The organism is Shewanella sp. JNE2, assembly GCF_023159115.1.
Lineage (GTDB): Bacteria > Pseudomonadota > Gammaproteobacteria > Enterobacterales > Shewanellaceae > Shewanella > Shewanella putrefaciens.
Genome location: NZ_CP096169.1, coordinates 1,713,675 through 1,739,616, shown reverse-complemented (window position 1 = coordinate 1,739,616; position 25,942 = coordinate 1,713,675). Strand labels below are relative to the sequence as shown.

Genomic DNA, 25,942 nt, shown 5'->3' with positions numbered 1-25,942 from the left:
ACAAATTACTTGTTGATTACCTTTTTACCGCGATAGAAACCATCTGCAGTCACATTGTGACGCATATGGATTTCACCGCTGGTAGCGTCTACAGACAGCTGAGCAGTGCTCAGTGCGTCATGTGAACGGCGCATACCGCGCTTTGAACGAGATTTTTTGTTCTGTTGTACAGCCATTGGCCCTGTCTCCTAGATTACTTGCTCTTCAGTTTTTCTAACACTGCAAACGGATTTGGACGCTCCTCTTGAGCGGGTTCGATCTCGCCTACAACTATGTCTTTAGATCCTATTGTGCAATCAATTTCTTGATGCAGCGGAATTATCGGCATAGCGACTATCAATTCATCTTCGATCAATTGATGCAGACGTACTTCGCCAATTTCATTGCACTCAATTGGGTCATACGCATCCGGGAGCTCATCGATTTCTGCCTTAGTCCGGCATGGACCGAAGCAAAACTCGACCGTAACCTCAGTGGTAAATAGTGTCATGCAACGTTGACATATCAGAGTGAGCTCCGTCACAGCCTTCCCTTTCAGGTAGACTATCCCCTGTAAATCCACGCCACATTCAATCGACACTGCCACATCGGAACAGTCGCCGGCACATAACTCATTTAATCTTTTCAAATACTGCCCAGGCACAACCCCATTATAAGTAAGGCGGCTTGAGGCAGCACGAAATGGATCAATTGAAACCGGTATCTTTACTGTTTGCATAAGGCGCGCATATTATAGTTTGAAAACGCTAGAGTCAAAGAAAAATTTCTAACTTAAGTCCAGTTTGCGACTTAAGCGTTTCTCTAGCCCCAACATCGAAATTAACGGAAGCAAAATTCTACCCAAGCTAGTGGAGGCATACAAGCATAAGCCATCTAAAATAACCGCTTTCGTTCAAAAGAAGTGCCCAAATACGAAACTCTTGCACTCCCTAGCACAGATTGGTCACAATATGACTTACTCTTTTGCGGATATTAGCTTTATGTCAACCCAATTAATCTTAGCTTCAACATCTGTATACCGACAATCTTTACTACAAAAGCTCGGGTTACCCTTCGAATGCTGCAATCCTAATATTGACGAAACGGCGCAGACCAATGAAACGGCCCACGCTTTAGTTCTGCGCTTAGCCAAAGCGAAAGCCATCGCAGGGGCTGAACAATTTCCTGATGGCCTGATTATTGGCTCCGATCAAGTCGCTGTCATTGATGACAAGATTATCGGTAAGCCCCATCATTTTGATAACGCCGTCGCACAACTCACTCAAGCCTCAGGCAAAGCCATCACTTTTTATACCGGTCTTGCACTCTATAATGCCAAAACTGGCACGATGGCCGCCGAGGTTGAACCCTTTACCGTTCATTTTAGGCATCTTAGTCATGCGCAAATTGTAGCCTACGTCGAAAAAGAAGAGCCCTATTATTGCGCGGGCAGTTTTAAGAGCGAAGGTTTGGGCATAGCGTTATTTACAGAGCTCGAAGGCCGTGACCCCAATACCTTAGTTGGCTTACCACTGATATTACTGACGGAAATGCTGTTAGCCCAAGGAGTAGATGTTCTCGCTTAGACGTTTGTCAAGGCTTTGCTCTGTTTATTGAATCGATGACGCGTATCAAAAATACCGAGCTACCGAGTCGTTTTATCGACGAGAAGATGAGACATAAATAAAGGTCATAAGGAAGTCTCATGCACGGCGGCATTTATTGCCACTTCAGCATTAAATAGTAGTCTTAGAGGTATTGCAGTAATTGCTTTGGTGAATCAATCAAGGCGATAGGTTTTGCCCGCAGCAACTTTTCGGCACTGTGGGCGCCATAGGTGACACCAACGCTATCAATCCCTGCATTGGCCGCCATAGTCAAATCTAGCAATGAATCACCCACCATCAAAGCTCTGTTCGGTGCAATATTCAACTCTTGAAGTAAGCTTGAGATCATTTCAGGATGGGGTTTGCTGCGTACTTCATCGGCGCAGCGTGACGCAACAAAGTATCGACCTAGGCCTGTTTGCTCAAAGACACGCTTAAGTCCTTCACGGGCCTTACCGGTTGCAACGGCTAATTGATAACCTTGAGTATGTAGGTCATCGATTAAAATGGGCGCTTGTGCAAAGAGTGGCGTTGGCGTGGTGTCTAAATGTAAATATTGTGCTTTAAACTCGGCGCGCATTTGCTGATATTCATCATCTTCGCCTTGGCTTAACTCATTTTTAGCGTGCGGATACAGAGAAGATGCTAAAGAAGTGCTGAGATTGTCCCCCCGAGGAAACAGGACTCGCAGCGCTTCTGTCATAGAAAGACCAATAATATCGCGAATGTCACTTTCAGTTGGGATAGGTAACTGTAATGCCTTAGCCATGTTTTCAATACACGTGATAATTTTACCGATGGAGTCCATCAGAGTGCCATCCCAATCGAAAATCACTAAATCGTATTGCTTTATCTTCATCCTTGAAACCTATCCCCGTCGATTACGCACGTTTTAACTTATCGAGTAACTGCGACAAATTTTCATCTAAAGGCGCTGAAACCCGCATCACTTCATCATTTTCTGGATGAATGAACATCAATTCAGCGGCATGTAAAAAGAGTCGGGTTAAACCTAATGAACGCACGCTGTCATCAAACCCTTGCTCACTGTATTTATCATCACAGGCGATAGGATGTCCGGCAAATTGGCAATGCACCCGAATTTGATGAGTACGTCCAGTGACAGGACTCGCCTTCACTAAAGTACAACCCTGGTACCGCTGCATAATTTTAAAGCGCGTTTCAGAAGGCTTACCTTCCGCATTAACACGCACTATGCGCTCACCGGACTTAAGCGTAATCTTCAGTAAAGGCTGTTTAACGACTTTATCTTGAGCAGACCATTCACCTTTAACTAAGGCCAAATAGTCTTTCTGCATCTTTTTATATCTAAGTTGATCATGCAAATGTTTAAGCGCGCTACGCTTTTTAGCCACCAACAACACACCCGAAGTATCTTTATCGAGACGATGCACTAGCTCTAAAAACTTTTGCTGTGGTCTTAACGACCGCAGCGCTTCAATCACACCGTAATCAACACCACTACCACCATGCACGGCAATACCTGCAGGTTTATTCAGCACAATTAAATGATTATCTTCATGCAGAATACGATCTTCAAGTTGCGAGACTTTGCTTAAGTTGGCTGAAGGCGCGGTACGATTATCCGACTCCGCCACTCTGACGGGCGGGATACGCACTATGTCACCCATCTGCAACTTATACTCAGGTTTGATACGTTTCTTATTGACCCGCACCTCACCCTTGCGGACGATGCGGTAGATCATGCTCTTAGGTACGCCCTTAAGAGCCGTCATTAAAAAGTTGTCGATTCGCTGTTCGAAATGATCTTCATCAATCGTGATCAATTGAACCTGTTGCTGTGGGGTGGATATTGTATTCATGATGCGCCATCTGACTAAAACGGTCGCCATTGTACAACAACTGATAAGAATTGTGCCTTTCCATTGCTGAATTTTTTGATTATTGCTATATTTCACCAGCGATTAGGGATAAGCAGTGAATAAAGTGTTCACAAGATCCCTTTCCCAAGCGGAAAGTGTCTCGAATAAAAAAACATTTTCTCGATAGCAACTCATTGAGTTGCAAATCGTATATTGAGTAAAAATACCACAAATACGTTTTTACGATTAAATCGAGAAAGTCACCTTGTTTTTATAGGTTTTTTCAGATGCTTTCCTCCCAGATTTCGAAGAATATTTTAACTTGTCGTCAGACAAACCGATTCGACTTGGGCATTACCGGAACGAAACTAAAGAATTTATGGGGTTGGTTGATGTTTTACAACGAATTCCTTGTTTTTGTAATCATTAAAAAATAAGCCATAAATAGGATGCGACACGCAGCGACTGCGTCTAACAGTAATGCGCACCTTGCCTAGCCACTAGCCGTGAGGCTCAGTTGACCACTGCTAGGCCCGTAATGCAGCGAAACGTGATGTTTGATGACCTCTATTTAAAGAAGAATGACGTCATCATGAAACGTATGTTAATCAATGCAACTCAATCAGAAGAGTTGCGTGTTGCCCTTGTTGATGGGCAACAACTGTATGATCTAGACATTGAAAGCCCAGGTCATGAGCAAAAAAAATCCAATATTTACAAAGGTAAAATTACCCGCGTAGAACCCTCTTTAGAAGCCGCTTTCGTCGACTATGGCGCCGATCGTCACGGCTTTTTGCCACTAAAAGAAATCGCCAGAGAGTATTTCCCTAAGGGTTATTCCTTCCAAGGCCGCCCCAACATCAAAGAAGTCGTCAGTGAAGGGCAAGAAGTAATTGTCCAAATTGACAAAGAAGAACGTGGTAATAAAGGTGCAGCCTTAACTACATTCATCAGTTTAGCGGGCTCTTACTTAGTATTAATGCCAAACAACCCTCGTGCAGGCGGAATTTCTCGTCGCATTGAAGGTGATGAGCGCACTGAGTTAAAAGAAGCGATGGCTGATTTGGAAGTGCCTGCTGGTATGGGGCTGATTGTACGTACTGCGGGTGTAGGCAAAGAATCTGCCGAGTTAAAGTGGGACTTAAAAGTACTCCAACATCACTGGGCAGCCATCACTGAAGCGGCCCAAACCAAAGGCGCTCCTTTCTTAATTCATCAAGAAAGCAATGTGATTGTACGTGCGATCCGTGACTATTTGCGTCGTGATGTAGGCGAAATTCTCATCGATCATCCCCGTATTTATGAGGAAGCTAAGCAACATATTTCCTTAGTTCGTCCTGATTTTGTTGAGCGAGTAAAACTTTACGAAGCTGAAGTACCGCTATTCACTCACTTCCAAATTGAGTCTCAAATCGAATCTGCCTTCCAGCGAGAAGTCCGTTTACCTTCTGGTGGTTCGATAGTTATCGACCCAACTGAAGCCTTAACATCTATCGATATTAACTCTGCCCGTGCAACTAAAGGCGGCGATATTGAAGAGACTGCGCTTAACACCAACCTCGAGGCTGCCGATGAAATTGCTCGCCAATTACGTCTACGCGATTTAGGTGGCTTAGTGGTTATCGACTTTATCGATATGACGCCTGTGCGCCATCAGCGTGAAGTTGAAAACCGCTTACGTGACGCCGTTCACCACGACCGCGCCCGAGTGCAGTTAGGCCGTATTTCTCGTTTCGGTTTAATGGAAATGTCGCGTCAGCGCCTGCGTCCCTCTTTAGAAGAATCTGCGGCGCATATCTGCCCTCGCTGTCATGGCCAAGGCACGATTCGCAGTACTGAGTCTTTAGCACTGTCAATTTTACGTTTGATGGAAGAAGAAGCCATCAAAGAAAACACCTCACAAATCGAAGCGATTGTGCCTGTGGATGTTGCGGCTTTCTTGTTAAACGAGAAACGCAAAGCTATTCGCATCACAGAACAACGTCACGATGTCGAAGTATATGTAATACCTGATGCGCACATGATGACGCCAGATTATCGTGTGATCCGTCACCGTAGTGACGACGAAATTAGCGAATCTAGCTATAAACGTATCGAACATCCAGAAGCTAAATTGTATGAGCCACGTAAACTGGAACGTACTGCTGCGCCAACGCCTGCTTTAAAAGGTTTCGCTGCGCCACAAAAAGTGGAACAAGCACCATCACCAACGGTGAAAATAGAAGCGCCACAACCAAGTTTCTTTAGCAAGCTGATAGGCACCATTACAGCATTATTTGCATCAAGTGATAAAGCTGAACCCGCAAAAACAACGGAAACCAAAAATACTGATACTAATGCGGCTAATGCAAATCGCCGTAACCGCCGTACAGACACCCGTCGCCCTCGAAATAGTCAAGACGCTGATAAAGCGAAAGAAGGCAACCGTGAGCCACGTAATCGCAATGCGAAGAAAACTGCCGAACCAGTAGCGGTAGCAACTCAAGAACGTACAGTTCGCGAGAAAGAAGACTCGGCAAAACGTCCTGCGAAAGTGGAAACTAAACCTCGTGTTCAAGCTCCAAAAGAAGTCATTGCAGATCTAGAGGCCGATGCACCGAAGCAAGAAGTTGCCCGCGAACGCCGTCAACGTAGAAATATGCGTCGCAAAGTCCGTATCGATAATGGCAATAACACGCCAGATAACGCGATCCCAATTGCACCAGAGGAAGCCGCAGAAGTACTCGCGGAAATTGCAGCCATTAACGCCGCGGCAAGTATTGATGCTAAAGCCGAGGTAGCTGCCGAAGCGCCGACTATTGAACCCAAAGCACCAAGAGCTCGTCGCCAACCGCGTAAAGAAGCTATCCCCGCTCAAGCTACGCTAGAAGCGGTAGCCGAAGAAGGTACTCCTGTTGAAACAGCACCAATAGAGACCGCTTCCGTTGATGTTGTGGAAATACCTGTAACTGTCACTGCAGACACTTCAGAAATGGCTGAACCTCTTGTCGTATCTCAACATAACGAAGCTGAAAGTGCTGAAGATGAGAACACTAGTGCAGATGAGCAATCAAAACGCGAACAAAGAGATGGTCAACGTCGTAGCCGCCGTAGTCCACGTCATCTTCGCGCTGCTGGCCAACGTCGTCGTCGTGATGAAGATGATCAAGGCGTCTCAGCACCAGCCCAGTTCGTTCCTAACGACGAATTAGGTGCAGATCAAGAATACCCAACTGAAGTCACTCACAGCGCACACGTTACGGGTCCAAGTTCAGCCCCAATGGTAGAAGCTGTAAAAGCAGAAACAGTTGAGCAGGCAGAAACTGTCGCCGTAGTGGAAGATACCGCTCCAGTTACAGCGCCAGCATCTACTACAGAAATAGAAAAGATTGCTATTGCAGACGCTCCTGTGGCAGAAACACCTGTCATTCAAAAAGTGGCTGCCGAAGCAACAATCACTCCTGTTGTGTCTGAAACCACTGAAACTCAAGTGCTAGGGCCAAAAATCGAAGAAACCAAAGCAGAGACAGTTGAAGATATTGCTGAGGCCAAAACAGAACCACAAGTCGTTTTACAACCCGCCTCAGTGGTTAAAGCAACTGTTGCACAAGATATCACTAAAGTACCAACTAAAGCAGTTGCATCTGCACCAATGACAAAACCGGCAGCCATTGTTAAACCACAACCCAAGGTTCAAACAGAGGCCACCAATGTCAATTCACAAGCGGCTGATGTTACTGATGCAGTTGTAAGCAAACCTAAAACAACAAGTCGTTTTGGGGCTATGGTATCGTCGGATATGACTAAACCTGTCGTTGAGGTGAGAACGCAAGTTGAAGTGCCAAAAGGACGCGAGTATGACAATACTGCGAGCGAGGATACCTCTGCACCTAAGGTCAAACTAGCGAACAGCGCGGAATCGGATATGGCTCGCCCATAATCTTAATAAGCGAGCATTTAAAAGCCACTCACAAGCTGTGAGTGGCTTTTTTATTACTCAGAGCAAAGGAACACAAGCTAGAATGTTTTATGGCCGCCCAGACGACCAATAAATAGATAAGCACTGATCAACGAGAAGAATGACAGACGTCCTCTCACCTATGTACTCAGAACCTGATATCAAAGCACTAGCAGTGTACGGTCCAATCCACACAGTCACACTATCGATAAACATCCACGACTATCAAATTCCCTAAGAAGCCTTTGACTAGTTATTTATCTTTATCAGATAGTTATATCGAATACCTGTATAAGTTTTGCCCTGTATATAAGCTAACATTATTTCCTGAATAGAACGTATGATTATTTTACTTCTAGCTGTGTCTTATTGTGGTACGAGGTTTAAACATACCTCACCGGAGCGTTCGCTGGTTGAATGAATATCCAGACACTATGAGATATCGACTAACGCTTTTTAGGGGGGAGAGTAGTGAAGATTAAAACTGGGGCATTGGAAATTAGAGAATCAGATAAACAGATAAACAGATAAACAGATAAACAGATAAACAGATAAACAGATAAACAGATAAACAGATAAACAGATAAACAGGATTGATTAACATTCAGGTAAATAACACAAACAAAAAGAGCTATGGAAAACCACAGCTCTTTAAATCCGTTGCGATTAGCTCTTGGCTAATTGCACTGAAAATTAACCAATGATGGTTACGTTTTCAGCTTGTGGACCTTTTTGACCTTGAGTCACAGTGAAAGACACTTTTTGACCTTCGTCAAGAGTTTTGAAACCGTCAGAGTTAATCGCACGGAAGTGTACGAATACATCTGGACCTGATTCTTGTTCAATGAATCCGAAACCTTTGTCAGAATTGAACCACTTAACAACACCAGTAACTTGAGACATAATATAAATCCTGTAAATAAAAATTAAAGCCTTAACGGCGGTGGAGCTGGAAAATGCCGGTATTACTTATGTTTACAGGACGAACTGGTCGTATTGAACACATAAATATAAGCCCAACCTTCAAGCTAGTAAGACTATAAACCATTCTAAAGATAAGTCAACATACTGCGACACTTTGAAATATTTATTTTGCTTAAATCAACTTAGGTTTTGCAACCGGCTTGCAGAACGTAATGTTCATGCGGTCTAGCTGTTACAGTTAAGCACTTTAAATAACTTATTTCAATAGCTTAAATTGACTATCTTGCAATACGATAAACCTCAATTTGAAAATCTAACTCACAACTTAGCCCTTGTGTTACCAAAGATTGCTTCTGCTCTGTAGTAAACTTCCATGCATAGGGCGTCATCTCTAGAAAATGTGAAATATGCTCGGCATTTTTTAATCCCAGTTGTGACATCAGTCGTTGCTGATGAATACATTCAAATCCTTCAAGACTCGCATTAGACTCTGGATGTAACCTTGGTTCAGCGTAAATTTGCTGTTTAAGGGCAAAATGGTGCATTGGCCCCGGTGAAACAGTGATTAATACACCATTTTTAGCCATGATCCGCTGAAGTTCTTCTACTTTAGAAGGCGCATAAATACGTATGGCTAAATCCACCGTTTGTGAAGCAATCGGCATCTCATAAGCACTTGCCACACAAAATTGTAAGTTAGGATACCGTTTTGCAGCATATTTGATTGCCGATTTAGAAATATCCAATCCCTGTAAAACACACGGGTGGTCCTGCTCAAATACGTGAAATAATCTATGACTGTAATAACCTTCTCCACAGCCTATATCCAAAATATGTTTTGCTCCTGCAGCATATTCCAATGCCAATGCATTCACTCTATCGCTCAACATTTGGTAGTATCCTGCGTTTAAAAACTCCCGCCTAGCAAACATCATCTGTTTGTTATCGCCAGGATCTTTTGAGTTTTTCTTTTGTACAGGCAGCAAGTTAACATAGCCTTCTTTGGCTATATCGAACTTATGTTGCTGTGGGCACACCCAACTAGCTCCGGCACGGGCAAGTAATCCGGAACAAAGTGGACATAAATAACGCATAGATAAACCCTATTTCGTGTCGCTAAAATGGAAAACGAGCTTACATCTCGTCTTCCGTTAATCGTTTAACCATTTCTACGAGTTCAGGAGATGCGAGCAACTCATAGCACTCTAGTTTTCTTAGTGATTTGTCAATATTTTCTACATCATTTGATGCACGACCATAGTTAGGCCGTTCAAACATATGCGTATAAATTCGGAACATCCATTGACATTTTTTCAGCAACAAGGGTTCCAATTTTGCGGCTTCTTGCGCCAAACTTGGATGACAAATTCCAAAATCTCCACGTAAAAACGCGTGTAACTCAGCCCTCACTTGTTCTATTTCAGCCATATGCACAGCAAGTGCTTCAGAAGATATAGTGTAGTCATACTGTCGTGCCAATAAGGCTTTGGCCATCTGTAGCACTTGAGGTTCGTATAATGCTCTTAAGTCAGTTTCGAGTGGGATGAGTTCAAATTTGGAGGCTGTTTGTAACGCAAAATTCAAACCATGACTTGAATCTAATTGGAATGAGACTCCAGACCTTAATTCATCAGTACAACACTTAGGTGCGATCCCTATGCGGCTATACATACGTATCCCTTGCCCTACCGTTCGGGGAATTGTCTTGCCAAATTGACTATTTGGGGATAATGCCGGATTTACCGTCAGTTCCAATAATGGCTGAAAACGGATTGCAATTTTTGGTCTACTGTCTAAGACAATAAGCTCCAGTAACGGCGCACTCATCGCTTGGAGCACGATAAAGTCACTGATATCTGAGGGCAATGTTAACGTTAAAACAGATGCTTGCTCGGCATCAAGCACCATAGGCTCATTGAGATATTGCAGAAACATAAGACATTAACTCCCCTTTTCAGGGCGAATTGTAACGCCCAAAAGCAGGAAAAAACATCTAAAAAACATCTATTAGGTGCTTATCTTTTCAAGATAATTCCTCAACTTCAATTATATCGTCAATGTTCTTCCGAGGAGTTTCAGTGTTAAGATGCTATTATTCGATAAAATGTCATTCGATTTTAATTTATGTCTATACCATTCCAGCCAAGCATATTCTGGCACGACTATGAAACTTTTGGTGCCAATCCCGCAAGGGATAGACCTGCACAATTTGCAGGCATTCGAACCGATTTAGATCTCAATATCATCGGTGAACCAGAAACCTTTTACTGTAAGCAAGCAACTGACTACTTACCTTCACCTGAAGCTATTTTGATCACAGGGATTACACCACAACTTGCGAATTTAAAAGGCATTCCAGAAACGGAGTTTATGGGTCGTATACAAGCTCTTTTCAGCCAGCCAAATACTTGTGTCGCTGGTTATAATTCTCTGCGCTTTGATGATGAAGTGACCCGATACGGATTTTATCGCAACTTTATTGATCCCTATGCAAGAGAATGGCAGAACGGAAATTCTCGTTGGGATATCATTGATTTAGTCAGAGCTTGTTATGCATTTAGACCCGACGGTATAAACTGGCCACTAAAAGATGATGGTTCGCCTAGCTTTAAATTAGAACATCTGACTCAGGCAAATGGGTTAAGCCATGAGAAAGCCCATGATGCGATGTCGGATGTATATGCGACCATCGCCATGGCAAAACTCATCAGAGAAAAACAACCCAAGTTATATCACTACTATTTTGAGCTGCGCCGCAAACAAGCCGTCAGTGATCAAATCGATGTGCTTAATATGCAACCTTTGGCGCATGTCAGTTCGAAAATTAGTGCACGTAATGGCTGCACAACATTAATTTCCCCCGTTGCCCATCATCCAACCAATAAAAATGCCGTTATCTGCGTTAATTTAGCAATGGATTTAAGTCCGTTGTTTGATCTAAATATTGAACAAATTAAAACTCGGATGTATACCGCCAGAGCCGAACTTGCCGAAGATGAATTGCCTATCCCAGTAAAACAAATCCATCTCAATAAATGCCCTTTTATTACCTCGGCTAAAATTTTGGACGATGCTCAGGCCTCAAGGCTTAATATCGATAAAGCATTCGCAAGGGAGCAATATAAGCGATTAAGGAATCATCCAGAGCTTAGGGAAAAACTTGCACAATTATTTGAGCACGATGGTGAAAGTACTACCGTTGATCCTGATTTAATGTTGTATTCTGGTGGTTTTTTTAGTTCAGCTGATAAAGCTAAAATGGAAATCATCCGCCACACTTTACCGCAGAATCTAGCGGCGCTCGAATTACAATTTGACGATGTCCGTATGCCTGAAATGCTGTTCCGCTATAGGGCACGCAATTATCCGGAATTACTTGATGATCAAGAATCCCATCGCTGGCGTGAATTTTGTCAAAATCGCCTCGCCGACCAAGATTATTTGTTGAAGCTTGAGAATCTGCTTCAAAATACCGTAGATGATGAAAACAAACAAAAACTGCTTGCAGCACTGTGTCATTATTTACGTGAGTTATAACTTTTCTAGCATCAGCGAAAATTTGTTTTATTTGTATGGTGAAATCGGTCAAATACATAACTCATTTCCAGCTTGGGCCGCATAAACGCGAGCTAACTCGCATTTATGTTGTAACAAAATTACTAGAATGTTCTTCCATGAACTTAACAAATAAGGAACCGGGAAATGCAAGATAGATTCATTCGTAGCATAACCCAGCTGCCGCTGCCGTTAGCTGATGCACTTATTCCCCTATTACATCAAAACTTTGCAGGCCACATTGATGCAATGCAACTTGCCAAATTAACCCTCGCCAGCAAAATGACTGAGGCAGAGGTACTACTCGCACTATTACCTATTGCTGCAGCACTGGCAAAGCCGCCAATAAGCGAGTTTTATGTAGGCGCAATCGCCAAGGGGAAAAGTGGTGATATTTACATGGGAGCAAACTTAGAACTTCCCGGTGAGGCCTTATTCCATTCCGTACATGCAGAGCAAAGTGCGATTAGTCATGCTTGGTTAAGTGGTGAGAGTCAAATTGTTGATATAATTGTCAATGCTAGCCCCTGTGGTCATTGTCGGCAATTTATGAATGAGCTGGTTGATGGCGCCAACATTACAATTCATCTACCTGCACAGGAAAGCCATTCACTTGCTTATTATCTCCCCTATGCATTTGGTCCGAAAGATTTAAATGTCGTCTCACCGCTGCTTGCAAAACAGCAAACTGAGTTTGTGCTAGATAGCAGTGACCCCATGATTATTGAAGGTTTAGATCATGCTGGTTTAAGTTATGCCCCGTATACTCAAAGCTTTGCCGCTGTGGTACTAGAAACCCATGATGGCGCGACCTACTGCGGACGCTATGCCGAAAATGCGGCCTTTAATCCTTCAATGTTGCCGATGCAAATGGCACTGTCAAATTTAACTCGGCACAACCGAGAATTTAGCGACATTCGTCGTGCGGTATTGATTGAATCATCTCAGGGGAAAATCAGTTTAGTTGGAGCAACGATGGATGCGCTACATACAATAGCGGCTGTTGAACTAGAACATATTGTTGTCGATCCCGTCTAACAAAACTCATGTGCGGTGATAGAAAGTACTATCACCGCACTATTTTTGACTCGTCCATTTGGCCTGCTGAATTCCCCTGCGTTCTGCCATCTTTACATAGCAACCACAACGTTCCTCTTCTGACATCGACCGCCAAGCTAAAATTTCATCGAGATGTCGAAAACACCCCAAGCAAACATCCTGCTCATTTAAACAACAGTTCCTGACACAAGGGTTTGAAAGCGGATCATTCTGACCAGACAGCATATTCATTGCCACAGGGTTCAGTGAAATGGAATCGCCTCCCACCAGGAAAAATAAATATCCCTGTGGTAATTTTTCCTCCCGCTGCGATAACCGCAGCCTGGGTACTCTCTAAATCATTGCTATACAAAACAATCAGCGGGCTGCCACGTAAAAGTGTGAAATCAACATCCGCTTGATAAAATCCGCCCGTGATGCCTGCATCCATAAAGCAACTATATTCTGGACCGTAATCCACATAACACCAACCAAACACCTTATTAAAGAAGGTCTTAGAACTCGCTATATCGCGGCTGGGTATTTCCAGATAATTAATACTGTGATGATGGTTCATAGCGCCTCTGGTAAGTGAATAGAATTTAGTAAGTGAATATAATTCTTAGATAAACATGGAAGCCTAAGCTCCCATGTTTTGGCTCGCTTTTAAGTACCAGATTAGCCTTGGAGCAAGGCGGCGACAAGTCCTATCATCCCACCAAACACACCGCCCCAAACAACTAACCACCCCAAGTGAGTTTGGATCATCTCTTGTACAATCTGCTTTACCATTTGTGGCGTCAATTCATTTAGACGCTGCTCAACAATATTGGCAATTTTTATTTGTAAATCGGCCATAATATTAGGCTGTTCAATTTCTTGCTTCAGTAACAGATGAAACTCCTCACTTTGGGCCATTTCCACTAAAGAGGCTTTCATTTTCTCAATAAAAGGAGCCTTTAGTGGTGCTAGGGCCTCTGTACCACCAAACATTGCCAGCATGCCACCAAAAGAAGATTGTGCAACAGTACTAACAAGGGCATCAAAAGATGGAGCCAGATCGACCTTATCAATCACGGGAGTCAAATCGATTTTAGTGACCCCTTCTTTCTCAGATAAAAAGCGGTCAATATTTTCAGTCGTAAAAAACTGCTTCATCATCAAATGTGCAATACCCGCTTTAAATTCTTCAAAACGAGAGGGAACCACCCCAGAACCATACAATCCTGGCACTTTTTCAAACAACATATATACGGCTAGCCAGTTCGTTATCGCCCCCGATAATGCAAACAAACCTACATTAAACAAAATGGGTGACCCTATACCGTAGCCAATCAGAATACACAGCGCAGCCAATGCATTCGTTACTAAACTTTTATCCAATCTTAAATCCCTCTCAATACCATCAAAATGATGTAAAACCACACTATATTACCAAGCGAATAGGATTAAGGTCTAACTGTCGAAGCAACCATTGTGGATAATTGCTAGGCAACCTTTGATTTGCCCTACTCAATACAATAATCAAAATTTATCGTCATAAATACTGCATCGACATTAAAGATAAAACGACCACAAACTCCCATAATACCATTTATTAACATTAACTTAATTTAATCCAATGCAGCGTTAAATGATGGAAGATTTCGAGATCGACTTATGAATTCTTAATGAGCCTCGACTACACTCTAAGTGGGTAATATGCCCCTCAACCTACGATGATTAATTTACACTAACAACAAAAGGATGCGCCCATGGACTCTGCGTTCAACACTGCTGGAGCCTTAAGCTGGCACGAACTCACTACCATAAACACCAAAGAAGCAATGCTTTTCTATGGTGAAATATTTGGCTGGCAATTTAGAACTGTCAGGACACCCCATGGAAAATACCACATTATTGAAAACCAAGGTTCAAGTATTGGAGGTATTACTGAAAACTTAATTCCAGCATTTCCTTCCCATTGGACAGGCTATATTACGGTTGCAGATGTCGATCTCGTCGCCATAAATGCTAAAAAACTGGGGGGCGATATTCTCTTCGGGCCTGAAGATATTCCGGGCGTAGGTCGATTTTGTTGGATTAAAGATCCACAGGGCGCCATTATTGCAGCAATAAGCTACACCACCGCCTAAATAGGCCTGCTATAGTAGGTAAGCTCAGCAAGAACAAATACTAAGGTAACATCTGTGAAGCTTTGGTTATTGTTTAATTTCAACTAAAAGTTAAACGAGTTACGGCAAAGTAACACCCAGATTTTACTAGTAAAAACATAAAACAAAATGTGTAAACTCAGGCGTTATTCGCTAGAATGGCTCCATTTGTTGATAGATTTCACTCTACTTTACGCATCGGAGCCTTGATTCTACTATGCATTCCCCGCTTTCGACCTTAAAAAAATCTTTCTTTAAACGCCCAAGATACCAACGGGTGCTCGTTTATCTCACGATGCTCTATTGTTGTTATGTGGCGACCTTAGGGCTCATTATTCCTTTCGGTATGGTGTCTTTCGCACCTGAAAGACTCTCTCAATTGCTAGGCCGTCAAGTGATAATTGATGACATTCGTATAAATCCATTCACATTTAAAGTAAACATTGACGGGCTGACTATTAACGAAAAAGATGAAAAAACCTTTGTCTCCAGTAAAGGGATCCTGCTCCAACTTAACTTTTGGCAATCTATTTTTAAAAGGGCGCTGGTTATTGAAAATCTTCATCTACAAGAACCCAATATTCATATCCACCGTTTTCAAACACAAGATAAAGCAGCATTTAATTTTGACGATATATTGATAACCCTTAACGAAAATATCGCCCCCACAACGCAACATCAGTCCAATGAGCAAACTAAACCGCTGCGAATATTACTCAGCCTATTTACCTTAGATGCTGGTAAGTTTAGTTTCGATGACAATATCACCCAAGCAAACATCAATTACCCAAGCATTAATATTAAAGTCAGTCAATTAGATACTGACTATATAATGACAACAACGACATCAGCGTTGAAAGATACGTTAGCGTCCTCGCTCGAAACACTAAAAAGAGAACCCACTCCAGAGGCCAGTCCTTCTGCCTCGACAGAAATAGTCTCCTCAAATGTCATCAATAATCACTTTGCAATGCAATTTAAGGATGTCCATGAAGGAGAAATAAGCCTAGAAGGGCAATTTCAACTCTTCCCGTTTATGCTCGACGGTGATATCCAAATCGCAAAGTTAAAACTCAGTACAGTGTGGCAATTTATCGATGACCACTTTGATATTACGCTTAAAAATGGCGAAATAAGTGCAAAGTCACATTATCGGGTTGATCTACCTGATAATGGCTCTCTACAAGTCATGACTAATCGTGGACAAGTGATCCTTGAGAAGCTCAATGTGACAAACCAAGACACTCCAGTCCTGACGCTTCCTCTACTGGCAATAGATGGCATTGCAGCCGATCTGCAACGGCAAAAAATTAATATCAACCAAATACATAGTGATGGATTATCCCTCAATGTGATCCTCGATGAACAAGGTGTTGATCTTGCAAAACTCCTAACCCCAAAATCGATGGCACAATCTCAAACGTCTACGGCTAAAAAGGCTAATGATCCCACTCAGGCACCAAATGAAGAAACTAATAAAGAAGATTTGGCGACATCTCCAACCTTAGCAAACACTGCGGATAGACAGCACACAAGTGAACAACTCACGCCCTCATGGTTAGTCCAACTCGATAAGCTCACCCTTGAAAACTATGATGTTAATTTCAGTGAACAAAAACTCACGCCTTCACCTCAACAATGGCGCATATACCCACTCAATTTTGCCACTAAGACCATAGTGAGTGACTTAAAAGCACCTATCGAATATGAACTATCCTTTGCTATCAATGATAAAGGGAGTTTCGCATCACAAGGGCAAGTTGATCTAACCAGTGAGTCCATTGATGCCAAATTGCAAATGGATAAACTGGCATTAGCGCAATTTCAACCTTATTTAGCGCCCTATGTAAATATCAAGCTTAAAAGTGGCCTCTTGAGTTCACAGGGACAGGTAAATGCCGATGCTAAAGGCCAAGCAATTTATCGCGGCAGTGTCGAGCTGGATGACTTGAATGTGCTAGATAATTTACGCAATGCGCCATTAGTTAAATGGCAAAAAATGCATATTAATCAGCTAGATTTTGACCAGCAAAAGAATCAAATAAAAATTGACCATCTCGCCCTTAATCAGCCCTACGCTAAAATTGTTATTGCCAAGGATAGAAGTACAAATATCAGCAATCTGATTGTTGAAACGTCCGCTGATAACACTTTGGTCGTAAAAACACCGTCTAATGTTACCGTCCCCGAAACGGGAAATTCTGACATTAAAAATACGGGTAACCAAACTCGTGAAAGTGTTACCCACGACAAACCTGAGTTAAGTTTAGACATTCAAAAAATCAGCTTTAGTCAAGGCTCAGCCTATTTTGCCGATAATTCTTTAACGCCCAATTTTGCTTCTGGTATTGAACTGCTTGATGGGCATATAAGTCATCTATCTTCAACTCCAGGAACAAAAGCTTCTGTTGATATCAAAGGTAAAATTGATAAATATGCCCCCGTGACCCTAAAGGGGGATATTAACCCCCTGTTGGATATGCCCTATCTTGATCTCGATCTCGTATTTAAGAGTGTTGAACTCACATCCGTGAATCCCTATTCAGGAACCTATGCAGGTTATTATATTGATAAAGGTCAACTCTCCCTCGCGCTCAATTATAAACTTGAGCGTAACCAGCTAAAAGGCACTAATCACTTAGTCATAGATCAACTAAAACTCGGCAAGCCCAGTAATAGTGACTTAGCCACAAGTCTCCCCATTACGTTAGCCATTGCATTATTGCAAGACCGTAACGGCGTTATCGATCTCGGTATGGAAGTTTCAGGAGATTTAGATTCTCCCAGTTTTAGCGTGGGAAGTATTATCATGACAGCCATCACTAACGTGATCACTAAAGCCGTTACCGCACCATTCTCATTCCTCGCGAATTTAGTCGGCTCAAATGAAACTTTAGATAAAATTAGCTTCAGTGAAGGAAGCGTTATCCTCGATAGTAAAGCACAAGCAAACTTGGATAAACTTGCCAATGCGTTAATCGATAGACCTATGCTCAAACTGAGCATTGAAGGTGAAGTTGATGCGATTAACGATAGCCAAGCAATTGCTGAACGTATGATGAAGCGTAAATTAGCTAAACTTGCAAATATTCCTTTTAATGAACTCCCTACAGACTTAAGCCCAAGCCAATTCCCAACAAAAGGAGCACTCGCAGAAGCCTTGGTAAAACTGTACGAACAGGAAGTAAAAGCAGATCCGCAATTAGTAAAAGACACAGTACTGAATGATACAAAAGAGACATCATTATCGGCTGAAGATATACTGACTCGTTGGCATATCGCCCTCTATAACTTGTCAGTTAAAGCTCAAAATGTCACCAATGGCATGCTAGGGGATCTCGCTCAAGAAAGGGCCAAAACAGTGAAAGCTTATCTAGTCGATGCCAAAGATATTTCACCAGAGCGAATTTTTTTACTTGAAAGTCGAGTCACACTGAACCCAAACGCTGCCCAAGTGAATATGACGATTGATGTAAAATAAATTACGCGATTAAATCGTAACCTCCCGCGCAGCTAAACGCCCTGCAATTTGCAGGGCGTTTCCTTCATGGTGCTTAACTAATATTTCATGGCCTACCACACTTGTTACAACTTAAGCTACGGACCGTTTCGTGCATTGTTTTGCGCATTAGGTTACACTTTGCCGCTTTATGCGAAGGCGATCACACGGTCCACAATATAAGACTAATCAGACACATCCAACTGATTCGTCAGCGTACTTAATAATAGGCACCTGTAACGCGCTCAATTCGACTTTTACTCGAGGTACTCATGTTCATTATTCGCTGGATTTTAGGCCGGATTATTTTGTTTCTAAACGTTGTTTTTGCACCTAATAAGCGACAACGTCCGCAGGAGGAGCAACAAAAAATTGATGCAGAAACCCAAGCTATGGCACTTTATCAATATCCTGCCTGCCCATTTTGCGTAAAAGTACGCAGAGCAATGCTTAGACAAGGGCTGAATATTCAAACACTTGATGCGAAAAAATCTCCCCATAAGGATGAGTTAATGACTCAAGGTGGCAAACAGCAAGTACCTTGCTTAAGAATCGAAGAAAATGGTCAAGTGCAATGGTTGTACGAATCTAAAGATATTATCAATTACTTAGAACAACGTTTTGCATAAAATATCCAAGGCACCTAGTCCAAGCTAAGTGCCTTCTATCGATAGATAAACCTAACTTTATTTTCGCCATAAATATTCGCGATCCGAATAATCAAATAACCACTGGGGTTGGTACACCACCAGCAGTGTAACAGCCATCCCATTTAACAATGCTTCAGGAAAAGCCAGCAATGGTATTAAAATTAAGTAGTTATCAACTAATAACTCCCAGTTATAATCTGCTGAAAACCACAACCAAATTGCCCAACTAAACTGGTGAAATACCGTTGATAATCCCGCATTAATAAAGGCACCGACAAAGATAAAAACAAAGATATGTTTGGGAAAAAGATGGTAGCTGCGGCTATACAACATGAAAGATAAAAACAGTGGTATCGCTATAGCAAATAAACCAAATGCGCCAAATACACCCGGTTGTTTTAGGACAAAAAGACTGAAAAATGCACAAGGCAATAGCAAACTGACTGTGGCTAACCGCCAACCGAACAGCAATAAGCAGGTCACTATCCCTAAGAAATGCAAATGCAAACTGAGCTGGATACTGGCATTTAAAAGCCATAGTGCATTGATGACGACCAACGTCAGTAGCAATCGCCGCTGTAGCCCCTTATCCTTCGCAACTTGCTGTAACTCTTCCTTCGGCCAAATAATATAAACCCAGAGTACCAACAGCGCTAAAGCGATCACTTGGACTAAACTCATACTCCATTCAATTTGCGCTAGTTGACCAGACCAAAACTCCCACATCAACGCTTATTCCTTGTTTCAATGTCCGTTATTCATCAGACCTTACGCAGTAAAAAGTCATATAGCAAAAATCGCCATAATTCTATGATATTTGCCTCCATATTAAGGTATTCTTCTGGAAGTTAATAACCTACGAGTAAAAAATTGATTATGTCATTGAGATCTATCAGCCTTGTCGCCCTAAGCTGTATATCGCTTATCGCCTGTAGTAGCGCTCCCATCGATCCAACTGAATTAGCAGGTAAATTAAAAGATAGGTTAACAACTGATATTAAAGCAGATGGTCTGAAACTCTTTATCTATCAAGCGAATCTTATTGATGAAGCGTCAATCAGGGACAATACTGAGCGCCCTTTCCCCCATGAAGATCGAATGCGTCAAAAATCACAGGATCCCCAAGAACTGCGTAGAAGCTATAAGGAGAAGGAAGCAATACTCGAAATCTGGGGGCAGCAGGTAGAACTTGGCCTCATAAAAACGTTAGAAATGACAGGTTACTGCCGCGAAGGATACTTCGAATTAAGTCGTATGATCGAGTCTGGGCGAGGTGAAATACGCGGAGAATGCAAAGAAGGTGCAACTGACGCAGATAGACAAAAATTTGTGCAATTTTAACGAAAAAATGCGCGTATAAATGACACTACGCGCATACACTACAGGTTAACACTGCTTAGCTTACACCGTTTCTGTTATTGGAGTGGCACGATTTTCCAATAGTACAGGTATACCTTCTGTAATAGGGTATGCCAATTTATCCGCTTTGCAGATCAACTGTTGTGCAGTTTTATCGTACTCAAGTTTTCCCTTGCATACAGGGCAAGCTACTATATCCAGAAGTTTTTTATCGAATGCCATGAGAGTTTCCTTGTTTAGCAGCAACCACCTCGTGAAGACGGCTTAATAGCTGCTCATCAAATTGTGGCGATAGCTTGGCATTGACCGCCAAATACCACCAGTTTTCTTGTGCAAAATCGCGACATTTAACCGCATCTTTTTCGGTCATCATCAGCGGAAGGTCTTTTGCCAAATCACATAATTGTTTTTTATCGTAGGCTTGATGGTCATCAAACCCGTGGGATAACACCACTTGATAGCCTTGCGCTTGTAACGAATCGAAGAAACGAGTGGGATTACCAATACCAGCCATAGCGACAAGAGGCTGTGATTTATCAAAGTCAGTGGTGATGATATTACCATCCACCGCTTTTACCTGTGTAGGTGCCAGTTGCATTTCAAATTGCCCCACATCTGCATTGCCGCCATTAATAACCACAAAGTCAACGTCTTTAAGCCGCCAAGGCCCTTCCCTTAAGGGCCCTGCAGGTAGTAAATACTCATTTCCTAGACGGCGTTGGCCATCAATGACGACAAGTTCAATATCCCGTCCAAGTGCGTAATGTTGTAAACCATCATCACAAATGATCACATCAACGCCATGCTCAGCGATAAGGACATTTGCAGCCTCTACACGCTTAGAACCGACAACCATAGGAACACCAGAGCGTGCAACAATCATCGCAGGTTCATCACCTACATCGGTGGCACTTGCGTTATAGGTAACCTGCTTAACACCATCAATATTCGCACCATAACCACGGCTTATCACACCAGGATTAAAACCATGTGCACGTAATAACTCGATCAGATAAATGACCATTGGCGTTTTACCACTTCCGCCTACCGTAATATTACCGACCACAATCACAGGAACAGGGAGTATGGTTTGCGATTTTAATCCTAATTGGAATAAACCTCGGCGCACAAAGGTGATGAATCCAAATACAAAGGATAAAGGCAGTAACAGCCATTGTAATGGATGGCCCTGATACCAAATTTTATTAACGAGCGTTTGCATCTAGTTACCAAATTGCATTTGATACAGCTTGGCATACATACCACCCATTTCCAGTAAGGATTTGTGGGTGCCTCGCTCAACAATACGACCTTGGTCCACCACGAGGATCTGATCTGCACTTTCAATGGTTGATAATCGGTGAGCAATAACCACTGAAGTGCGGTTTTGACGCAAATTATCAAGTCCCTGTTGGATCGCTTTCTCAGACTCAGTGTCAAGCGCTGAAGTCGCTTCATCTAGGATAAGCACAGGTGCATCACGCAATATAGCGCGTGCAATGGCAATACGCTGCCTTTGTCCACCAGACAGCAGCACGCCATTCTCCCCGATTTGTGTATCTAATCCCTCAGGAAGCTGATCGATAAACTCCATCGCATGGGCAAGTGTTGCCGCCTCAATGATTTGCCCACGGGTCACTTCACCTGGATATGCGTAAGCAATATTGTTAGCAATAGTATCGTTAAACAAAGTCACTTGTTGAGAGACAAGAGCCACTTGATTACGTAGTGATTTCAACGAGTAATCATAAATACTCACATCATCGAGCAAAATATCGCCAGACTCTAACCCTGTGTAGAAACGCGTCACCAAACTTGCAATGGTTGATTTACCCGAGCCTGAACGCCCTACTAATGCCAAAGTTTGGCCTTGTTTAACCTCAAAGCTGACATTATCGAGAGCTCGGCGTTCTTGGCCTTCATAGCTAAAACAAACCTCATCAAAACGTAAATTACCTTGAGCCCGTTTAACAGTGTAAGTTCCTGTATCGGATTCAGGTAAAGTATCTAATAATTCAAACACTGTGGTACAAGCAGCAATACCACGCTGAAACTCAGCATTCACGCGGGTTAAGTTTTTGATGGGCTGTAACATGGCCATCATCGCACCCAAAATAGTGGCAAATGTCCCAGCGGTAAGATCCGTTTTCATACTGTCTAAACTGGCGGCATACAGTACAAATGCTAAAGCGAAAGAACCAATCACCATAATCACAGGTTGACTTATCGCTTGAGCTACGGCTAATTTCATATTTTGATTACGATTTTTATCATTCACCTTTGCAAAGCGAGCAATTTCAGTTTCTTGCCCACCAAAGGCTAAAACGTTTTTATGGCCTTTAATCATCTGCTCTGTGGTCGCACTCACCCCTCCCATAGCAGTTTGAATTTGCTTAGAAACCTTACGGAAACGGCGACTGACCATAGTCATGACCAACCCCATAAGCGGGCCAATTACCAAGATACAAAGGGATAGCTTCCACGAGTTGTAGAACATGAGTACTAGCATCCCCATCACGGTAACACTGTCTCTTACAATAGAAATCAATGCACTACCAGATGCCCTTGCAATCTGTTCAGTATCAAAGGTGACTTTAGATATTAAATTTCCCGTATTTTCTTTATCCATGTAGCTTACGGGTAGGCTGAGATAATGCTCAAACACTTGCTGACGCATATCCATGATCAAACGAGCACTCATATAAGAGATGCCATAGGTTGAAATAAAGTTGGCAAGACCTCGTAGGGAGAACATTAAGATAACCACAAGTGGTGCCATCATTAACACATCATTGTTGGCATGAAACCCTTGGTTATTCGGCAAGGCAATACTGCTACTGATTGCAGTAGGGGCACCACTTGAAAATCCTTTATCGATAAAGGGGCCGATAAAAGCGATGAAGGCCGCATCGACGACCCCATAAACAATAAGCCCGGCAACGGAAAGCAAAAACATGCCTTTCATTGGTTTGAGATAGCCCAGTAATCGTTTGAAAACTACCCACATTTCGTTATTAGGAGATGCTGTCATTGATAACACTAAATTATGGCAAAGTGCACATTCTACTCTGGATTAATCAAGTCACCAAATCTAAACAAGCGGTTGTACCAAAATGGCGCAAGATCGCGCCTATAGGTTTTCACTTCTCGATCATCATGGCGAAAAATCACACTAATCTGCCCTTCTATTCCTGTGGTTAAATGAGGGATATTCCGCGCCTGATAACGATCAACCACCACGGGTTTAGGAAAACTGTATCGATTTCCGAGCCCCGCGGAGAAAAGAACAAGCTCAGGGGAAACTGCATCAATAAATGCTTCGGTTGATGAGCTTTTGCTACCGTGGTGTGGAGCAATTAAGACTTGACTCATTAATATCGTCGGCTGCATTTTGACTTGCGTTAATAATTTCATTTCACTATTTTTTTCAATATCCCCCGTCAATAAGACACGCTGCTGAGTATCATCAATGCGCACGACACAAGAACCATTATTTCCCGCTATTGGTTTTTGTGGAAAAATGATGCTTATTTTAAGGTCCTGCCAGTTAATTTGCTGAGGTCTACAGCCCTTTCCAGCTATTTCAGTTACATCGGTTATCCATTGAGCTTTAGGATAAGCCGCTAAGAGAGCAGAGGCTCCGCCAGCGTGATCGTTATCGCTATGGCTAATAAACACATAGTCAATTTCTCGGATCCCTTTAGCATTTAAAAAAGGAATAATCACCCGTTGACTGTAACTAAAACTCTCTCCAAATGCGGCGCCAGTGTCATAAATTAGTCCTCGGCCTTCTTTCTCTATAACAACAGCTAACCCCTGCCCTACATCTAATAAATGCATTGACCAAGTCGCTGACTTTAAAGGTAACCATTTTAATAAAAATGATAAGAGAAACGGAACAAAGAGTAAGCTCACTATAAAACGCCAAGGCCAATATAGACGTTGTTTAGGGATGTAACGCCATAATACACCGCCTAATAGTCCACACAATGCCAATGCCAATACACTTTCGGAGACCACTTGCCAATGAATGGGTAACTGACCGCTTATCGCTAATAATTGTCCATAGGGCATCAAGGCCCAATTGCTTAGTTCGAGTAAGCCCATCCAGGAGAATCCAAGCGCAGTACCAATCCACCAGCACACAAAGCCCGCCATTGCGATGGGGATAACCACAAAACTAAACCAAGGTACTGCAAGCATATTAATCCACAGACTATGTGCACTTATGCCACCAAAAAGCACCGCTTGCACGAATCCAAGCCCAAGACTCAATCGCCATTGAATAGACCAAAATTGCAATAACCCTGCACGAACACGCCCTAAAGGGGTGATGTCATTAGTTAATTGGTGTACTTTAGGAGCGGCCTCTAAGGTATACAAAATAATGGCTAATGCACAAAATGACAGCCAAAACCCAGCACTTAAACAAGCAAGAGGATCAATCAATAGCACCATAAATAAAGCAAATAACAAGCGTTCCCATGGACTCGAAAACCGCTTTAATAAACTGAGTAACATTAAGAGTAATATCATCACCAGTGCACGTTGTGTCGATATCCCAAAACCCGCTAAATAAGCATAAAATGCAGCGCCTATGCCTGACAGTAACAACGCAAAAACCCAATTTCGCCGACTAGGATGAGGAACAAAACGAGTTAATCCAAATATCATCACAGCATAAATCCATGCTGTAACCACAGATAAATGTAAGCCTGATATTGCCACTAAATGCCCTGTTGCCGTTTGCCTTAGCATTTGCCAGCGTTCAGATGAAATAAGCTGCTTATCTCCCAAAATTAACGCCAGTAGAAGATCTCCCTGTTGCAATGGCGCCAATTGAGGAGCTAATGCCGATACGAGTTGATTTCTTAAGGAAGGCTGACTCTCAATTAATTCCGCTTTTATCACTCGTCCTTTACCAACAATATGCTGACTAATTAATTGCTTCTGCTCATTATATCCGCCTTGGTTCAGCACATTAGACACACTTTTAGGTGTAATAGTGAATAACCAAACCTGCCCGACTGCCACGTCTGGTGGCGCTTTCCATGTCAATCTTAGTTTTGCGCGGGGTCTTAAGATTAAATTTGGTTTAATGATGGCAATATCCAAACTAAGCCAGTCGCTGTTTTGGCTAACTAGTGATATGATTTCGCCCCTCACCTGTAGAGGTTGTTGTTGCACAGGAAGGTCCTGCCTAGATAATCCTAAGCAAAAAACCGTTAGCCACAGCATTGCAAAGAGTACACCTGAACAAAGCGGTGCTTTTTGATATAAGATTAAAGCCCCGACCAAAAGATAGGGTAGATAAGCTACAGGCGGCAACGATGGCCATAACATCGCTGATAATAAACTGGCACTAAAGCCTAAGATGAATCGATTCATAGTGAATTA

23 protein-coding genes are annotated in these 25,942 nt (G+C 42.6%); 8 read left to right on the top strand and 15 right to left on the bottom strand.

All coding sequences use genetic code 11. The features are described 5' to 3' along the window. Positions 1-5: 5 nt before the first annotated feature. Together rpmF and yceD are read right to left on the bottom strand one after the other, a co-directional pair. Entirely contained in the window at positions 6-176 is a 171-nt protein-coding gene (rpmF, locus tag MZ182_RS07755) for a 50S ribosomal protein L32 (RefSeq protein ID WP_006081226.1), read from the bottom strand. Positions 177-193: 17 nt separating this feature from the next. Further along, positions 194-718 (bottom strand): 23S rRNA accumulation protein YceD, encoded by a 525-nt coding sequence (gene yceD, locus MZ182_RS07750; RefSeq protein ID WP_011789729.1) that lies wholly within the window; start codon positions 716-718, stop codon positions 194-196. A 262-nt stretch (positions 719-980) separates the two neighbouring features. Here yceD and MZ182_RS07745 point away from each other — a divergent pair, with 262 nt between their 5' ends. Further along, on the top strand, positions 981-1,565 hold the full coding sequence (locus tag MZ182_RS07745) for a Maf family protein (protein ID WP_248066534.1): 585 nt from the start codon (positions 981-983) through the stop codon (positions 1,563-1,565). Positions 1,566-1,728: 163 nt separating this feature from the next. Here MZ182_RS07745 and MZ182_RS07740 read toward each other — a convergent pair whose 3' ends face one another. Continuing rightward, a complete protein-coding gene (locus MZ182_RS07740) occupies positions 1,729-2,445 on the bottom strand; it encodes an HAD family hydrolase (protein ID WP_248066504.1) in 717 nt (238 codons plus the stop codon). 22 nt (positions 2,446-2,467) lie between these two features. Further along, the gene (rluC, locus tag MZ182_RS07735) at positions 2,468-3,430 is read right to left on the bottom strand and encodes a 23S rRNA pseudouridine(955/2504/2580) synthase RluC (RefSeq protein ID WP_248066502.1); all 963 of its coding nucleotides are present in this window, start codon (positions 3,428-3,430) and stop codon (positions 2,468-2,470) included. Between the two features lie 538 nt (positions 3,431-3,968). Between rluC and rne the strand changes: the two genes are divergently transcribed. Further along, entirely contained in the window at positions 3,969-7,349 is a 3,381-nt protein-coding gene (rne, locus tag MZ182_RS07730; protein ID WP_248066499.1) for a ribonuclease E, read from the top strand. A gap of 711 nt (positions 7,350-8,060) precedes the next feature. Here rne and MZ182_RS07725 read toward each other — a convergent pair. From MZ182_RS07725 to MZ182_RS07715, 3 genes are all read right to left on the bottom strand, one after another. Then, the gene (locus MZ182_RS07725; protein WP_011789734.1) at positions 8,061-8,270 is read right to left on the bottom strand and encodes a cold-shock protein; all 210 of its coding nucleotides are present in this window, start codon (positions 8,268-8,270) and stop codon (positions 8,061-8,063) included. A gap of 299 nt (positions 8,271-8,569) precedes the next feature. Then, on the bottom strand, positions 8,570-9,385 hold the full coding sequence (gene rlmA / locus MZ182_RS07720; protein WP_011789735.1) for a 23S rRNA (guanine(745)-N(1))-methyltransferase: 816 nt from the start codon (positions 9,383-9,385) through the stop codon (positions 8,570-8,572). Positions 9,386-9,425: 40 nt separating this feature from the next. Continuing rightward, positions 9,426-10,226 carry a hypothetical protein gene (locus MZ182_RS07715; protein ID WP_248066497.1) on the bottom strand — a complete coding sequence of 267 codons (801 nt, stop codon included), beginning with the start codon at positions 10,224-10,226 and terminating at the stop codon, positions 9,426-9,428. Positions 10,227-10,415: 189 nt separating this feature from the next. On the opposite strand from MZ182_RS07715, the gene sbcB reads away from it, so the two are divergent. Together sbcB and cdd are read left to right on the top strand one after the other, a co-directional pair. After that, positions 10,416-11,828: an exodeoxyribonuclease I gene (gene sbcB, locus MZ182_RS07710; protein ID WP_011919096.1), complete on the top strand. Its 1,413-nt coding sequence runs from the start codon at positions 10,416-10,418 to the stop codon at positions 11,826-11,828. Between the two features lie 165 nt (positions 11,829-11,993). Continuing rightward, positions 11,994-12,884: a cytidine deaminase gene (gene cdd, locus MZ182_RS07705; RefSeq protein WP_011789815.1), complete on the top strand. Its 891-nt coding sequence runs from the start codon at positions 11,994-11,996 to the stop codon at positions 12,882-12,884. 39 nt (positions 12,885-12,923) lie between these two features. Here the strand turns inward: cdd and MZ182_RS07700 are convergent, their stop codons facing one another. The 3 genes from MZ182_RS07700 to MZ182_RS07690 all read right to left on the bottom strand — a co-directional run bounded on the left by MZ182_RS07700 (position 12,924) and on the right by MZ182_RS07690 (position 14,267). Further along, a complete protein-coding gene (locus tag MZ182_RS07700) occupies positions 12,924-13,136 on the bottom strand; it encodes a DUF1289 domain-containing protein (protein WP_025008252.1) in 213 nt (70 codons plus the stop codon). Then, positions 13,111-13,461: a VOC family protein gene (locus tag MZ182_RS07695; protein ID WP_248066495.1), complete on the bottom strand. Its 351-nt coding sequence runs from the start codon at positions 13,459-13,461 to the stop codon at positions 13,111-13,113. The genes MZ182_RS07700 and MZ182_RS07695 overlap by 26 nt, the downstream gene beginning before the upstream one ends. A gap of 101 nt (positions 13,462-13,562) precedes the next feature. Further along, positions 13,563-14,267, bottom strand: coding sequence for a hypothetical protein (locus tag MZ182_RS07690; RefSeq protein WP_011919095.1), 705 nt, complete (start codon positions 14,265-14,267; stop codon positions 13,563-13,565). A gap of 371 nt (positions 14,268-14,638) precedes the next feature. Between MZ182_RS07690 and MZ182_RS07685 the strand changes: the two genes are divergently transcribed. The 3 genes from MZ182_RS07685 (at position 14,639) to MZ182_RS07675 (ending at position 19,165) form a co-directional block, all read left to right on the top strand. Further along, entirely contained in the window at positions 14,639-15,019 is a 381-nt protein-coding gene (locus MZ182_RS07685) for a VOC family protein (protein WP_011789819.1), read from the top strand. A gap of 235 nt (positions 15,020-15,254) precedes the next feature. Next, the gene (locus tag MZ182_RS07680; RefSeq protein WP_248066493.1) at positions 15,255-18,518 is read left to right on the top strand and encodes a DUF748 domain-containing protein; all 3,264 of its coding nucleotides are present in this window, start codon (positions 15,255-15,257) and stop codon (positions 18,516-18,518) included. A gap of 290 nt (positions 18,519-18,808) precedes the next feature. Beyond that, positions 18,809-19,165, top strand: coding sequence for a glutathione S-transferase N-terminal domain-containing protein (locus MZ182_RS07675; protein ID WP_025008249.1), 357 nt, complete (start codon positions 18,809-18,811; stop codon positions 19,163-19,165). A gap of 57 nt (positions 19,166-19,222) precedes the next feature. Here MZ182_RS07675 and MZ182_RS07670 read toward each other — a convergent pair whose 3' ends face one another. Next, complete coding sequence (locus MZ182_RS07670; protein ID WP_061782703.1) at positions 19,223-19,912, bottom strand: energy-coupling factor ABC transporter permease; 690 nt, start codon at positions 19,910-19,912, stop codon at positions 19,223-19,225. A 150-nt stretch (positions 19,913-20,062) separates the two neighbouring features. Between MZ182_RS07670 and MZ182_RS07665 the strand changes: the two genes are divergently transcribed. Continuing rightward, positions 20,063-20,527, top strand: a complete 465-nt coding sequence (locus MZ182_RS07665; protein ID WP_011789823.1) for a hypothetical protein — start codon at positions 20,063-20,065, stop codon at positions 20,525-20,527. A gap of 60 nt (positions 20,528-20,587) precedes the next feature. Here the strand turns inward: MZ182_RS07665 and MZ182_RS07660 are convergent, their stop codons facing one another. The 4 genes from MZ182_RS07660 to MZ182_RS07645 are packed head-to-tail and all read right to left on the bottom strand — an operon-like array spanning position 20,588 to position 25,933. Then, positions 20,588-20,767: a Trm112 family protein gene (locus MZ182_RS07660; protein ID WP_011789824.1), complete on the bottom strand. Its 180-nt coding sequence runs from the start codon at positions 20,765-20,767 to the stop codon at positions 20,588-20,590. Next, complete coding sequence (gene lpxK, locus MZ182_RS07655; protein ID WP_248066491.1) at positions 20,754-21,767, bottom strand: tetraacyldisaccharide 4'-kinase; 1,014 nt, start codon at positions 21,765-21,767, stop codon at positions 20,754-20,756. The genes MZ182_RS07660 and lpxK overlap by 14 nt, the downstream gene beginning before the upstream one ends. After that, on the bottom strand, positions 21,768-23,576 hold the full coding sequence (gene msbA, locus MZ182_RS07650) for a lipid A export permease/ATP-binding protein MsbA (protein WP_248066489.1): 1,809 nt from the start codon (positions 23,574-23,576) through the stop codon (positions 21,768-21,770). Positions 23,577-23,608: 32 nt separating this feature from the next. Then, entirely contained in the window at positions 23,609-25,933 is a 2,325-nt protein-coding gene (locus MZ182_RS07645) for a DNA internalization-related competence protein ComEC/Rec2 (RefSeq protein ID WP_248066488.1), read from the bottom strand. Positions 25,934-25,942: the final 9 nt, after the last annotated feature.

Excerpts from the sequence above, each read along its gene's own strand:
- rpmF (WP_006081226.1), bottom strand. The coding sequence starts at position 176 with ATGGCTGTACAACAGAACAAAAAATCTCGTTCAAAGCGCGGTATGCGC.
- yceD (WP_011789729.1), bottom strand. The coding sequence starts at position 718 with ATGCAAACAGTAAAGATACCGGTTTCAATTGATCCATTTCGTGCTGCC.
- MZ182_RS07745 (WP_248066534.1), top strand. The coding sequence starts at position 981 with ATGTCAACCCAATTAATCTTAGCTTCAACATCTGTATACCGACAATCT.
- MZ182_RS07740 (WP_248066504.1), bottom strand. The coding sequence starts at position 2,445 with ATGAAGATAAAGCAATACGATTTAGTGATTTTCGATTGGGATGGCACT.
- rluC (WP_248066502.1), bottom strand. The coding sequence starts at position 3,430 with ATGAATACAATATCCACCCCACAGCAACAGGTTCAATTGATCACGATT.
- rne (WP_248066499.1), top strand. The coding sequence starts at position 3,969 with ATGCAGCGAAACGTGATGTTTGATGACCTCTATTTAAAGAAGAATGAC.
- MZ182_RS07725 (WP_011789734.1), bottom strand. The coding sequence starts at position 8,270 with ATGTCTCAAGTTACTGGTGTTGTTAAGTGGTTCAATTCTGACAAAGGT.
- rlmA (WP_011789735.1), bottom strand. The coding sequence starts at position 9,385 with ATGCGTTATTTATGTCCACTTTGTTCCGGATTACTTGCCCGTGCCGGA.
- MZ182_RS07715 (WP_248066497.1), bottom strand. The coding sequence starts at position 10,226 with ATGTTTCTGCAATATCTCAATGAGCCTATGGTGCTTGATGCCGAGCAA.
- sbcB (WP_011919096.1), top strand. The coding sequence starts at position 10,416 with ATGTCTATACCATTCCAGCCAAGCATATTCTGGCACGACTATGAAACT.
- cdd (WP_011789815.1), top strand. The coding sequence starts at position 11,994 with ATGCAAGATAGATTCATTCGTAGCATAACCCAGCTGCCGCTGCCGTTA.
- MZ182_RS07700 (WP_025008252.1), bottom strand. The coding sequence starts at position 13,136 with ATGAATATGCTGTCTGGTCAGAATGATCCGCTTTCAAACCCTTGTGTC.
- MZ182_RS07695 (WP_248066495.1), bottom strand. The coding sequence starts at position 13,461 with ATGAACCATCATCACAGTATTAATTATCTGGAAATACCCAGCCGCGAT.
- MZ182_RS07685 (WP_011789819.1), top strand. The coding sequence starts at position 14,639 with ATGGACTCTGCGTTCAACACTGCTGGAGCCTTAAGCTGGCACGAACTC.
- MZ182_RS07680 (WP_248066493.1), top strand. The coding sequence starts at position 15,255 with ATGCATTCCCCGCTTTCGACCTTAAAAAAATCTTTCTTTAAACGCCCA.
- MZ182_RS07675 (WP_025008249.1), top strand. The coding sequence starts at position 18,809 with ATGTTCATTATTCGCTGGATTTTAGGCCGGATTATTTTGTTTCTAAAC.
- MZ182_RS07670 (WP_061782703.1), bottom strand. The coding sequence starts at position 19,912 with ATGTGGGAGTTTTGGTCTGGTCAACTAGCGCAAATTGAATGGAGTATG.
- MZ182_RS07665 (WP_011789823.1), top strand. The coding sequence starts at position 20,063 with ATGTCATTGAGATCTATCAGCCTTGTCGCCCTAAGCTGTATATCGCTT.
- MZ182_RS07660 (WP_011789824.1), bottom strand. The coding sequence starts at position 20,767 with ATGGCATTCGATAAAAAACTTCTGGATATAGTAGCTTGCCCTGTATGC.
- lpxK (WP_248066491.1), bottom strand. The coding sequence starts at position 21,767 with ATGCAAACGCTCGTTAATAAAATTTGGTATCAGGGCCATCCATTACAA.
- msbA (WP_248066489.1), bottom strand. The coding sequence starts at position 23,576 with ATGACAGCATCTCCTAATAACGAAATGTGGGTAGTTTTCAAACGATTA.
- MZ182_RS07645 (WP_248066488.1), bottom strand. The coding sequence starts at position 25,933 with ATGAATCGATTCATCTTAGGCTTTAGTGCCAGTTTATTATCAGCGATG.